The sequence below is a fragment of the Mesorhizobium sp. Root554 genome, assembly GCF_001427025.1.
In the GTDB taxonomy this organism is placed as follows: Bacteria; Pseudomonadota; Alphaproteobacteria; order Rhizobiales; family Rhizobiaceae; genus Mesorhizobium.
This window is the reverse complement of record NZ_LMGA01000001.1, coordinates 1,064,579-1,076,937: the sequence shown is the minus strand read 5'-3', so window position 1 is coordinate 1,076,937 and position 12,359 is coordinate 1,064,579. Positions and strand designations below refer to the sequence as shown.

12 protein-coding genes are annotated in these 12,359 nt (G+C 61.5%); 6 read left to right on the top strand and 6 right to left on the bottom strand.

Features of this window, described 5'->3' with window-relative positions; genetic code table 11:
• Nucleotides 1-16: 16 nt before the first annotated feature.
• Nucleotides 17-169 (bottom strand): hypothetical protein, encoded by a 153-nt coding sequence (locus ASD44_RS18480; protein WP_156459781.1) that lies wholly within the window; start codon nt 167-169, stop codon nt 17-19.
• Between the two features lie 241 nt (nt 170-410).
• Here ASD44_RS18480 and ASD44_RS05230 point away from each other — a divergent pair, with 241 nt between their 5' ends.
• A complete protein-coding gene (locus tag ASD44_RS05230) occupies nt 411-1,943 on the top strand; it encodes an acyl-CoA carboxylase subunit beta (protein ID WP_056115489.1) in 1,533 nt (510 codons plus the stop codon).
• A gap of 3 nt (nt 1,944-1,946) precedes the next feature.
• Here ASD44_RS05230 and ASD44_RS05225 read toward each other — a convergent pair whose 3' ends face one another.
• Nucleotides 1,947-2,708 carry an NYN domain-containing protein gene (locus tag ASD44_RS05225; protein WP_056109541.1) on the bottom strand — a complete coding sequence of 254 codons (762 nt, stop codon included), beginning with the start codon at nt 2,706-2,708 and terminating at the stop codon, nt 1,947-1,949.
• Between the two features lie 185 nt (nt 2,709-2,893).
• Here ASD44_RS05225 and fumC point away from each other — a divergent pair, with 185 nt between their 5' ends.
• The 3 genes from fumC (at nt 2,894) to ASD44_RS05210 (ending at nt 5,369) form a co-directional block, all read left to right on the top strand.
• The gene (fumC, locus tag ASD44_RS05220) at nt 2,894-4,291 is read left to right on the top strand and encodes a class II fumarate hydratase (protein WP_056109538.1); all 1,398 of its coding nucleotides are present in this window, start codon (nt 2,894-2,896) and stop codon (nt 4,289-4,291) included.
• Between the two features lie 130 nt (nt 4,292-4,421).
• Nucleotides 4,422-4,841 carry a DoxX family protein gene (locus ASD44_RS05215; RefSeq protein WP_056109536.1) on the top strand — a complete coding sequence of 140 codons (420 nt, stop codon included), beginning with the start codon at nt 4,422-4,424 and terminating at the stop codon, nt 4,839-4,841.
• A 117-nt stretch (nt 4,842-4,958) separates the two neighbouring features.
• Nucleotides 4,959-5,369 (top strand): DoxX family protein, encoded by a 411-nt coding sequence (locus ASD44_RS05210; RefSeq protein WP_056115487.1) that lies wholly within the window; start codon nt 4,959-4,961, stop codon nt 5,367-5,369.
• Here ASD44_RS05210 and ppx read toward each other — a convergent pair.
• Nucleotides 5,362-6,894, bottom strand: coding sequence for an exopolyphosphatase (gene ppx, locus ASD44_RS05205; RefSeq protein WP_056109534.1), 1,533 nt, complete (start codon nt 6,892-6,894; stop codon nt 5,362-5,364). The genes ASD44_RS05210 and ppx overlap by 8 nt on opposite strands.
• Before the next feature lie 30 nt (nt 6,895-6,924).
• Nucleotides 6,925-9,126 carry an RNA degradosome polyphosphate kinase gene (locus ASD44_RS05200; RefSeq protein ID WP_056109532.1) on the bottom strand — a complete coding sequence of 734 codons (2,202 nt, stop codon included), beginning with the start codon at nt 9,124-9,126 and terminating at the stop codon, nt 6,925-6,927.
• 150 nt (nt 9,127-9,276) lie between these two features.
• On the opposite strand from ASD44_RS05200, the gene ASD44_RS05195 reads away from it, so the two are divergent.
• Both ASD44_RS05195 and ASD44_RS05190 read left to right on the top strand, forming a co-directional pair.
• Nucleotides 9,277-9,522, top strand: a complete 246-nt coding sequence (locus ASD44_RS05195) for a zinc-finger domain-containing protein (protein WP_056109530.1) — start codon at nt 9,277-9,279, stop codon at nt 9,520-9,522.
• 9 nt (nt 9,523-9,531) lie between these two features.
• Entirely contained in the window at nt 9,532-10,755 is a 1,224-nt protein-coding gene (locus ASD44_RS05190) for an FAD-dependent monooxygenase (protein ID WP_056109528.1), read from the top strand.
• Here ASD44_RS05190 and ASD44_RS05185 read toward each other — a convergent pair.
• Together ASD44_RS05185 and ASD44_RS05180 are read right to left on the bottom strand one after the other, a co-directional pair.
• Nucleotides 10,746-11,417 (bottom strand): TIGR02117 family protein, encoded by a 672-nt coding sequence (locus ASD44_RS05185; protein ID WP_056109526.1) that lies wholly within the window; start codon nt 11,415-11,417, stop codon nt 10,746-10,748. The two genes, ASD44_RS05190 and ASD44_RS05185, sit on opposite strands and share 10 nt — an antisense overlap.
• 130 nt (nt 11,418-11,547) lie before the next feature.
• On the bottom strand, nt 11,548-12,351 hold the full coding sequence (locus ASD44_RS05180) for an amino acid ABC transporter ATP-binding protein (RefSeq protein WP_056109524.1): 804 nt from the start codon (nt 12,349-12,351) through the stop codon (nt 11,548-11,550).
• Nucleotides 12,352-12,359: the final 8 nt, after the last annotated feature.

The window sequence follows — 12,359 nt, the reverse complement described above, 5'->3', positions numbered from 1 at the left end:
AGATTCTACGGGATTTTCATTGGTCAAAATAGTCTTCTTTCAGGCGGCCTCTGGCCGCAAACAGCTTGGCGGCAGGGCGCAACCTGCCGTCGAAAAATTTGTCATGAAACGACAAGGCGGCGGACCGATCCGGTCCGCGCGGCTGCGCTGTCGTGCCCGCAAGCTTCATGCCTGTGGGGCTTTTCCACCGCTTCACCGTTGCCGGAAAGGGAGAAACAGACGCAACCAGTCTCAATTCGTAGAGAAGGCCGGATTGCCCAGCCCAAGCGCCTATGACGCCGCATATGGAGGAGTTCGCCGCTAAAAGCAAGACCCTTCATGCTGCGGTGCAACAAAACCATTCTGAAACCGTGGCTTGCGCTCGCCATTGTGCGCCGATACCAAAATGGAATTGCCGTGGAGGAATGCCGATGAAGGACGTGCTGAAAGAACTCGAGCGCCGTCGTGACATCGCCCGCATGGGCGGCGGCAAGGCGCGCATCGACGCCCAGCACGCCAAGGGCAAGCTGACGGCCCGCGAGCGGATTGAAATCTTTCTCGACGAGGGGTCGTTCGAGGAATTCGACATGTATGTCGAGCATCGCTCGACCGATTTCGGCATGGAAAAGACCAAGATAGCCGGCGACGGCGTCGTCACCGGATGGGGAACCGTCAACGGCCGTCCGGTCTATGTGTTCGCCAAGGATTTTACCGTGTTCGGCGGCTCGTTGTCCGAGGCGCATGCCGAGAAGGTGATGAAGGTCCAGGATATGGCGCTGCGCAACCGCGCGCCGATCATCGGCATCTACGACGCCGGCGGGGCGCGTATCCAGGAGGGCGTGGCGGCGCTCGGCGGCTATGCCGAAATCTTCCAGCGCAACGTGTTGGCCTCCGGCGTCATCCCTCAGATATCCGTCATCATGGGCCCTTGCGCCGGCGGCGACGTCTATTCACCGGCGATGACCGATTTCATCTTTATGGTCCGCGATACGTCCTACATGTTCGTCACGGGACCGGACGTGGTGAAGACCGTCACCAACGAGACGGTGACCGCCGAACAGCTCGGCGGTGCTTCGGTGCACACGACGAAATCGTCCATTGCTGACGGCGCCTACGACAATGACGTCGAGGCGCTGCTGCAGATGCGCCGGCTGGTCGATCTTCTACCGGCTTCCAATACCGCCGAGATTCCGGAAATCGAGAGCTACCAGTCGGTGACCGAGCACGATATGTCGCTCGATCGGCTCATCCCCGACAACGCCAACAAGCCCTACGATATCAAGGAGTTAATCCTCAAAACTTGCGACGAAGGCGATTTCTTCGAAATCCAGCAGAGTTTTGCCAAGAACATCGTCACCGGGTTCGGCCGGGTCGAGGGACGCACGGTCGGCTTCGTCGCGAACCAGCCGATGGTGCTGGCCGGGGTGCTGGACAGCGACGCCAGCCGCAAGGCTGCGCGCTTCGTGAGGTTCTGCGATTGCTTCAACATTCCGCTCGTCACCTTCGTCGATGTGCCCGGCTTCCTGCCCGGCACGGCGCAGGAATATGGCGGGCTGATCAAGCACGGCGCCAAGCTTCTGTTCGCCTATGCCGAAGCGACCGTCCCCAAGATCACCGTCATCACCCGCAAAGCCTATGGCGGCGCCTATGACGTGATGGCCTCGAAACATCTGCGCGGCGACATGAACTATGCCTGGCCAACGGCTCAGATCGCCGTGATGGGCGCCAGGGGCGCTGTTGAGATCATCTATCGCAAGGACATCGGCGATAAACATAAGATCGCAGCGCATACAAAGGCTTACGAGGATCGCTTCCTGTCGCCTTTCGTCGCCGCCGAGCGCGGCTATATCGACGAAGTCATTGCGCCGCATTCTACCCGCAGACGCATCGCCAAAGCGCTGAGAATGCTGCGCAACAAGGATTTGCAGAATCCCTGGAAGAAGCACGACAACATTCCGTTGTAGCCGCTATTTGCCGGCCTTCGATTTCCCCGGTTTGGCGGTCGGCTTGACGCGGATACGCACGCCGCCGCCTTTCGGGCGGTCGATCTCGAAGGCATTTGTCCTTTCGACGAGATCGCTCAGTTTTCCGAAGCCGAACGTTCTGGAATCGAAATCAGCATAAAGATTGGAAAGTTGCTTTCCAACCGTGCCGAGCAAGACCCAACCGTCCTCGCTTTCCATTTGTGCGATGACTTTCTTGATCATCGGCGTGGCTGCACCAGGCGGTTGAAGGGGCTTGCTAGCCGGAACCGCGTCTTGCCTGCCCGCTGGCGTGGACCCGAGCGTCAGCAGGTTTTCCGTATAGATGAACCGCCGGCAAGCCTGCCTGAAGCTCTCCGGCGTCTTCTGCTCGCCAAAGCCGAAGACATCCACGCCCTCCTCGCGGATACGTGCGGCGAGCCGGGTGAAATCGCTATCCGAGGAGACGAGGCAGAACCCGTCGAAGCGTCCACTGTGAAGCAAGTCCATCGCATCGATCACCAGGGTGATGTCTGATGCATTCTTGCCTGTGGTGTAGGCGAATTGCTGTTGCGGGATGATGGCGTGTTTGGAAAGGATATCGGCCCAACCCTTGGATCGGGGGCTTGAGAAGTCGCCATAGATGCGGCGGACGCTGGCCTCTCCGATCTTGGCTATTTCCTCGAACAGCCCGTCGGCGATCCTGGCAGAAGCATTGTCGGCATCGATCAGAACGGCGAGGCGTGGAGAACGGGCTTCGGAAGGCATAGAATCTCCTGACGACAGCAACTCGGTGACAGTTTGCCGATTCATGGCAACCTTGGATTATAGGCAACCATCCCCATCATGACGACAGCTGAACCGATTTGTATTTCCACGGCTTCCATTCTCCACTTGAAGGGCATTGTGCAACGCGATACGCCGTTGCCGACCTTGCAGAGTGGAGACCGGCCGTGAGCGCGCAGAAGACCAGAACCGAAACCGACACGTTCGGCCCGATCGAGGTCGCGACGGATCGCTACTGGGGCGCCCAGGCGCAGCGTTCGCTCGGCAACTTCAAGATCGGCTGGGAAAAGCAGCCGGCGTCGATCGTGCGCGCCCTCGGCGTCGTCAAGCGCGCCGCCGCGGAAGCCAACATGGCGCTCGGACGGCTCGACCCGAAGCTTGGCGAGACCATCGTAAAAGCGGCGCAAGAGGTCATCGACGGCAAGCTCAACGACCATTTTCCGCTGGTTGTCTGGCAGACCGGGTCTGGCACGCAGTCCAACATGAACGCCAACGAAGTGATCTCGAACCGGGCGATCGAACTGCTCGGCGGCGTCATGGGCTCGAAGACGCCGGTGCATCCCAACGACCACGTCAATATGAGCCAGTCGTCCAACGACACCTACCCGACGGCCATGCACATCGCCTGCGCCGAGCGGATCGTCCATGACCTTTTGCCGGCGCTGAAGCACTTGCATGCGGCGCTGGAAGCGAAGGTCAAGGAGTTCGCGCACATCATCAAGATCGGCCGCACGCATACGCAGGACGCGACGCCGCTGACGCTCGGCCAGGAATTTTCCGGCTATTCCGCGCAGGTGGCTTCCTCGATCAAGCGGATCGAGCAGACGCTTCCCGGCCTGCAGGAACTGGCGCAGGGCGGCACAGCGGTCGGCACCGGGCTGAACGCACCGGTCGGTTTCGCCGAGAAGGTGGCGGAACGCATCGCCGCCATCACCGGCATCGCCTTCACCTCCGCGCCAAACAAGTTCGAGGCTCTGGCAGCGCACGATTCCATGGTGTTCTCGCATGGCGCTATCAACGCGACCGCCGCCGCATTGTTCAAGATCGCCAACGACATACGTTTTCTGGGCTCGGGGCCTCGCTCCGGCCTTGGCGAGCTTTCCCTGCCTGAGAACGAGCCGGGCTCGTCGATCATGCCTGGCAAGGTCAATCCGACCCAGTGCGAGGCGCTGACGCAGGTTTGCGTGCAGGTGTTCGGCAACAACGCGTCGCTGACCTTCGCCGGCAGTCAGGGTCATTTCGAACTCAACGTCTACAATCCGCTGATGGCCTACAATTTCCTGCAATCGGTGCAGTTGCTGTCCGACGCGGTCACGTCCTTCACCGACAACTGTGTCGTCGGCATTGAGGCGCGCGAAGACAATATCAAAGCTGCCCTCGACCGCTCGCTGATGCTGGTCACGGCGCTGGCGCCGACCATCGGCTACGACAACGCCGCCAAGATCGCCAAGACAGCGCACAAGAACGGCACGACTTTGAAGGAAGAGGCGCTGGCGACCGGTCTGGTCAGCGAAGCGGACTATGACCGTATCGTGAAGCCGGAGGACATGACGCGTCCTGGCTAGACCGCCACCGAAGGCTCACGACGCGTTCGCGGAAATGTTACGAGCGGTGAACGATGTGTCTTCCCGCAGCAGGCTTTAGTGAACAATCAGCCTGCGCTATCTGGCGGTTATTCAACATCGGAGATTTGTCATGTCCCTCAACTCTTCTGCCGGTACCGCTACGGCAGCCAACGCATCGGTTGCCATTTTGGCCGGGCGCGTCCTTCTATCGATCCTCTTCATCCTCGCCGGCTTTTCAAAATTGACAGCGATTGCCGGCACGGCGCAATGGTTCGCCAGCATCGGCCTGCCGATGCCGACGGTCGCGGCCGTCGGTTCCGGGCTGGTCGAGCTGCTTGGCGGTCTCGCCATTCTGGTTGGCTTCAAGACCCGCATTGCGGCAATCGTCCTTGCCCTGTTCACGTTCGCTGCAACCGCTGTCGCCCATCTCGATTTCTCGCAGGCTGGAAACGCCTTGATGCTGCAGAAGAATCTCGGCCTCACGGGTGGTTTCCTGCTGCTCGCCGTGCTCGGCGCCGGCGCTTATTCCATCGACGGCCGCCGCGGCTGAAATTCCGGTCGGAAGTATCTGGGGCGTGAGGTTTTCTCACGCCCTTTTTGCTGCGTCGCCTCCAGCCTGACGAGATGCTAATATGCGCCTCCAGGGGACCCCTTGGAGGTTGCCGCCATGCCAAACGATCTCTTTCTGCTGATAGCGCGCCTGCTGATGGCAGGCCTCGTCATCCCCTCAGGGCTGCACACGCTGGGCGACATCGACGGGGCAGCGGCTTACTTCGCCGGCCTTGGCGTGCCCTTTGCGATGGCAACAGGCTGGGCCGTCGGCTTGTTCGAAACGGGCGCCGGCCTGTTGATCGTCATCGGCTTGCTAACGCGGCCGGCCTCGTTGCTGCTGGCGGTGTTCTGCATTGCCGCCGGCTTTATCGGCCATTTCGGCCAGGGCGGCGGCGACCCGGCGCTCGCATTCATGCATCAGCAGATGCTGATGAAGGATATTGCACTGGCTGGCGGATTCCTGGCGCTTGCCTGCGCCGGCGCCGGCAAATTTTCCATCGATTTCCGACGCTCTGCTGCTATTTGACCGAAACGCTCGGTCCGCCTTCCACAGCCAGCACCAACCGACGGCCGGTGATCTTCGCCAGTTGAGCCAGCCTTCCGGCAGGCCTTTCGCCATAAAGACCGGCAAGATCGGCTGGTATCACCAGAGCCAGCGTATCGCCGGCGCGGACTTCCCATTTCAGCCGCGGCATCACGCCCGGCATGGACGCCGTCAACAGGTAGACCACGCGCATCATCGCCGCCAGAACGCGCGCCTGCTCGAGATAGCGCGGCGTCGCCAATGTCTTCAGTTCGGCTGAAGATTCAGTGAAAACGCCTTCATGACGGAACAAATTGGTCAGCGCCAGAAATGCGCGGCCCGGATGATCGACGCCAATGAACGAAGCATGGGCGATGATGTTGAGCGACTGCGTGCCACGATATTCCGGATGCGCACGCCAGCCGATGTCCGCCAGCAGGCAGGCCGCCTGACGATAGCGGGATTCCTCGACAGTCTCCTCGATGCCGAATGCCTTGAGGGCGATGCCTGTCCATTCGGCAAGCTCCTGTGCATGTTTCAGCGATCGCGAGCGCAGCCGGGCGAGCTCCTCGGCAGCGGTCAGCAGCGGATCGGTTTTCTGCTCCGCCTCATCGAGCAGCGAATAGAGAAAGCCTTCGCGCACTCCGAGCGCGGAAACCACCACCTTGGAAGGCGCCATGGCGGCCAGGATTTCCTGGAGAACCACGGCGCCGTAGGGCAGCAGCGACCGGCGGTTCTTGGAGACGCCTTCGATGCCCTTGACCTTCTCCACCTCGCCTCTGGCGACCTGGCGCAGGAAGTTCGCGGTCTCGGCGGTGCCGATTTCATAGTGGTGCATGACGCCAAGCGGATAGTTGGTCATCTCCATGTGGAGACGCGCAAGGTTTCTCCAGGTGCCGCCTACGGCGTAGAACACCCTACCCTCGCCGCCTTTCAGCAGCTTCGCGCGGGCGAGTTCGTCCCGGGCGATCTTCTGCGCCTGGGCGAGTGAATTCTTCGCCATGTCCTGCAGGCGCAGGCCGCCGAGCGGCAAGGTTATGCCGTCGCCGATGCGGTCGCCCTCGACATCGACAAGTTCGAGGCTGCCGCCGCCCAGGTCGCCGGCGATGCCATCGGCGGGATAAAAGCCCGACATGACCCCCAGTGCGGAGTAGTAGGCCTCCTCGCGGCCGGTCAAGACGCGGATCTCGGTTTTGAGGACATCTTCGGCGCGGTGGATGAAGTCCGGTCCGTTGACCGCCTCACGCGCGGCCGCCGTGGCCAGCACGTAAATCCGTTCCGCGCCCGCCTGATCCGACAGCGCCCGAAAGCGCTGGAATTCATCCATCGAGCGGGTCACCGCCTCTGGATCGAGACGCCCGGTCGAAACGATGCCGCGGCCGAGGCCGGCCAGCATTTTTTCATTGAAAAGGATAGTCGGCGAGCGGGCCAAGCCCTCATAGACGACAAGACGGATCGAGTTGGACCCGATATCGACGATCGAGACCGGCCGCCGATCCTGCAACCGGCCTTGGGATTCAAATATCATTAGAACGGTTCAATCTGGCCATGAAGCACTCTAGCCCGCCGCTGCGCTGGATTTCTTGCGCCGCTTGAACTGGGCGATTCGCTTCGGCGCATGGGACTTCAGCGCGTCCCCTCGCCCGGACAGGCTTGGATTGGTCATGAAATATTCCTGCGCGTTGAACGGTTCTTCGCCCTCGTCCAGCGTCACCCGACGCGAGGTTCCGTCAGCCAATACTTCGAAACTTTGCTGGTTGTCCATGATGTTGCCGAGCATGATCTGACCGAGGATCTGTTCGTGAACGGTGAGGTTGGTGATGGGCACCATGCATTCAACGCGCCGGTCGAGATTGCGCGGCATGATGTCTGCCGAACTGATGTAGACGATGGCCTCGTCCGACGGCAGTCCGTGGCCATTGCCGAAACAATAGATGCGGCTGTGCTCGAGGAAGCGCCCGACGATCGACTTGACGCGGATGTTCTCCGAAAGCCCAGGCACCTGCGGCCTCAGGCAACAAATGCCACGCACCACCAGTTCGATCTCGACGCCGGCGCGGCTCGCCTCGTAAAGCGCGTCGATGACGATCGGATCGACCAGCGAATTCATCTTCATCCAGATGCGCGCCGGCTTGCCATTGTGGGCATGGGCGATCTCGTCGTTGATGTGATCGAGGATGCGCGAACGCAGCGTATAGGGCGACAGCGCCACGCACATCTCGCCCGTCGGCTCGGCATAGCCGGTGATGAAGTTGAAGATCTGCGCCACATCGCGCGCGATGCGCGGATCGGTGGTGAAGAAAGACAGGTCGGTGTAGATGCGCGCGGTGATCGGGTGATAGTTGCCGGTGCCAAGATGCACGTAGTTGCGCAGCTTGCCGTCCTCGCGCCGCACCACCAGCGACATCTTGGCGTGTGTCTTCAGCTCCAGGAATCCGAACACCACCTGAACGCCGGCGCGCTCGAGGTCGCGCGCCCAGCGGATGTTGGCCTCCTCGTCGAAACGCGCCTTGAGCTCGACCAGCGCTGTCACCGACTTTCCGGCCTCGGCGGCATCGACCAGCGCGCGCACGATCGGGCTGTCGTTGGAGGTGCGGTAAAGCGTCTGCTTGATCGCCACGACTTCCGGATCGGCTGTGGCCTGACGCAGGAACTGCACCACGACGTCGAAGGATTCATACGGGTGGTGGACGACGATGTCCTTCTCGCGGATGGCTGCGAAGCAATCGCCGCCATGCTCGCGGATGCGCTCGGGGAACCGCGGGTTGTAGGGCGCGAATTTGAGGTCGTCGCGCGGCACCGAGACGATTTCGGAAATCTGGCTGAGCGCCAGCGGCCCCTTGAGGACGCTGATGCGGCTGGATGAGACACCGAGTTCCCCGGCGACGAAATCGCGCAGTTCCTCCGGCATAGCCATGTCGAACTCGATGCGGATCACAGAACCCCGGCGGCGGCGCTTCAGCGCCGTTTCGAACAGGCGGACCAGATCCTCGGATTCTTCCTCGACCTCGATGTCGCTGTCGCGAATGATGCGGAACGTGCCGGAACCCTTCACCTCATAGCCGGGAAAAAGCTTGCCGATGTAGAGGCTGACGGCTTCTTCGAGCGGGATGAAGCGGACGTGATTCTTTCGGTCCGGCAGGCGGATGAAGCGGCGCAGCGCCGTCGGCAGACGAAGCAGCGCGCTCATTTCCTCACCGTTCTTACGATGCCGCAACTGCAGCGCGATGGAAAAACCGAGGTTCGGGATGAAGGGAAACGGATGCGCCGGATCGATGGAAAGCGGCGTCAGCACTGGAAAGACCTGCTCCTGGAAATGGTCTTCCAGCCAGATGTTCTCGTCCTTGGTGAGAGCGCTTCTCTCGATGGTCGCTATACCCTGCTTGTCGAGCAGGCCCATGAGCGCGGAAAGGCTTTTCTGCTGGTCTTCCTGCAGGCGCTCCACCTCCTTAAGCAATTGTTCCAATTGCTGTTCCGGCGTCCGGCCATCCGGGCTCTTCAGCACGATGCCTTCGCGCACCTGACCGGCCAGACCGGCGACGCGCACCATAAAGAACTCGTCGAGATTGGCGGCGGAAATAGACAGAAACCGGACCCGCTCGAGCAGCGGATGATTGTCGTTGAGCGATTCCTCAAGGACGCGCCGGTTGAACTGCAGCCATGAGAATTCGCGGTTGACGAAACGGTCGGGGTTGCCGCTGTCGGCAGCCGACCCCTCGATGTCGATAAATTCGGACTGAATGGGCTTGAGTTCGTTCATGTCCCTGTTTTCTCCAGCAGCGCGTGCCGGTTATCCGGCTCAATTTATCCTCTGGCAGGGATTTGCGACAGTTTCATTTCATCGACCTTGCAAAGAAAGAGGATATGCTCCAAACGCTGCATATCGGAGCGAATTCAGACGGAGACGACCATGGCCGGCGGTTCCATTCCCCATTTCCAGAACGATGCCGGACATGCGGCCATCGAAATCGGCGTCAAGGAATTCATGTGCGTCGGCGCCAATCCGCCCTTCGACCACCCTCATATCTTCATCGACATGGGCGACGAGGCCGAGGCGGTGTGCTCCTATTGCTCGACGCTCTACCGCTATTCGCCGCAGTTGAAGGCGACGGAAACCAAGCCGGCGGGTTGCCTCTACGTCGACCGCGCCGCCTGAGCTGGCCCGATGCCGGACCAGCGGTCCCGGCCGATCCTCATTGCCGGAGCCGGCATTGCCGGCCTGACAGCCGCCATAGCGTTCGGCTTGCGCGGCTATCCGGTGCGATTGTTCGAGCAGGCAGAGCAATTGCAGGCGGTTGGCGCCGGCATACAGCTTTCCCCCAACGCAACGCATATCCTGAAGACCCTGGGCGTTCTCGATTTTCTGCTGCCGAATGCAGTGCAGCCGCCGGCCGTTCTGCTGAGGGACGCCGCATCGTTGAAGCTTCTGGCGCGGATACCGCTCGGTGAGCTGGCGCAGAGCCGCTGGGGCGCCCCTTATCTGGCCGTGCATCGCGCCGATCTGCAGGCGGCTTTGGTGCAACGGGCCGGGCAAATGCCGGGCGTGGAGTTGATCACCGGCGCACGGGTTACCGGATGCACCGCTCATGCCGCGGGCATTGCTGTTGCCGTCTCGAAGAACGGCGACACTACCACAGAATATGCCTCGCTGCTGATCGGCGCCGACGGCGTCTGGTCAGCGATCCGCAGCCTTGGCAGCGGCAACGCAACGGCTGCTTTTACGGGCGAACTCGCCTGGCGGGCGACGGTCGAAACCGACAGCCCGGGCGGCAAAGCCTTCGCCGCCATTGCGCCGACCGAATGCGTGACGACATTCCTCAGCCCGACCTTTCACCTCGTTGCCTATCCGGTTCGCGCCGGGCGCGCGATCAACCTCGTCGCCTTCACCAAAGGCGTGCGGATAAGCGAAACCTGGTCGGGTCACGCCGATATCGCCCTGCTGCAAACGTCCGTCCGGCGCGCGGCGGCTCGTCTCAAGGCGATGATCGAACTGGCAGGACCATGGACGGTTTGGCCGGTCCATACCGTGGATCAGAAACCAGCCTGGGTATCGCAAAGCATGGCGCTGATCGGCGATGCGGCGCACGCCATGACGCCTTTCGCAGCCCAGGGCGCGGCCATGGCCATCGAAGACGCTGCGACGCTTGCCGCCTTCGTCTCGAAAGTACCGGATGGCGGATTGGCGGACGCGCTGAACGGATGGGAGCACTTCCGCCGGCCCCGCATCGCGCGGGTGACGAGCCGCGGCGCGCTCAATAAGCTGGCCTGGAATGCCGGTGGGCCGGTCGCGCTTGCGCGGAACGTCGTGCTCGGCCTTCGGTCTCCGCAGCGCCTCGCCGCCGACCTGGACTGGCTGTACGGCTGGAGGATGCCGACCGATCAATTGTAGAGCCTGAGGGAAAGCGCCAGCAAGGGCGGCGCCGGCGTCCACCAGCCGGTGCGCAGGCCTGCGGCGCGCAACGCCGCCGCCGTCCAGGTGTTGCAACCCATCACCGCCGTGAACCGGCCATTGGCCTCGAAGAAGCCGTCATAGTCATTGTATGCGGCGCCATCGATCGAAATCGGTCCATTGGCTCCTTGTCGGAAACTGGCTTCGACAAAACCAAGTAGCGCCTGAAAGCTCGCCTCATCGAGGTCGATGGCGATGACGTTCGGTTGCTGTTGCGAGATTTCGCCGGTCAGTTGAACGTGCATCACCGAAACATCGAGGGTCAACCCCTTGAGCAGCGGGGTGAGCTTCAACTGCGACCATGTCGGAGTCGCAATGTAAAAGGCACGACTGCCCCAGCCAAAGGCGATATGGCGGGCCCCGGCGGCATCGATCGGCAGGCCGGCGGTTCTGAGGAAGGCAAACCGCCGAAGCAGCGCCTCGTCTACTGGAATCGCTATGTCGGTGTGGATCGGATTGGCGAGAACAAGGATACGATGGCTGGCAAGCTGCTGCGGCCTGGCCGGCCAGAACGGCCGCGGCACCAGAGTTCCAAGCGCCACTGCGAGGGCAATGGCAAAGGATGTCACCGCAGCCCACCGCACGATTCCGGATGCTCTCACGAACCTTGAGCCTTAGTGTTTGGCGAAGAGTCGAAAACAGGATCGGATAGAGGCGGCTTCGCGGCGTATCGGCAAAACAACATCCGGCCGTGATGCGGCCGGATCGGTTCACCGCAAGCTTGCATCTGCGTCAGTGGAGAATTTGCGACAGGAACAGCTTGGTGCGTTCGTGACGGGGATGGTCGAAGAACTCGGCCGGCGTGTTCTGTTCGACGATCTGACCCTGATCCATGAAGATCACGCGGTTGGCGACCTTGCGGGCAAAACCCATCTCGTGCGTCACGCACAGCATGGTCATGCCCTCTTCTGCCAGCCCGACCATGGTTTCCAGCACTTCCTTGATCATCTCCGGGTCGAGCGCGGATGTCGGTTCGTCGAACAGCATGATGCGCGGGTTCATGCACAGCGAGCGGGCGATCGCCACGCGCTGCTGCTGGCCGCCGGACAGCTGGCCGGGATATTTATGCGCCTGTTCCGGGATTTTGACCCTTGTCAGGAAGTGCATGGCGGCCTCTTCCGCCTGCTTCTTAGGAACCTTGCGCACCCAGATCGGCGCCAGCGTGCAGTTCTCCAGAATGGTCAGATGCGGGAACAGGTTGAAGTGCTGGAACACCATGCCGACCTCGCGGCGCACCTCGTCGATCTTCTTCAGATCGTTGGTGAGTTCCTTGCCGTCGACGATGATCTTGCCTTTCTGGTGCTCCTCGAGGCGGTTGATGCAGCGGATCATCGTCGATTTGCCGGAACCCGACGGGCCGCAGATGACGATGCGCTCGCCGCGCATGACCCTCAAATTGATGTCCTTGAGGACGTGGAACTCGCCATACCATTTGTGCATCCCGACGATGTCGATGGCGACGTCGGTGTCGGACACCTGCATCTTGTTGGCGTTGACTTTCAGCTCTTCGGCGCTGACTGCGTTCTCGGTGGCCATGAACCGGG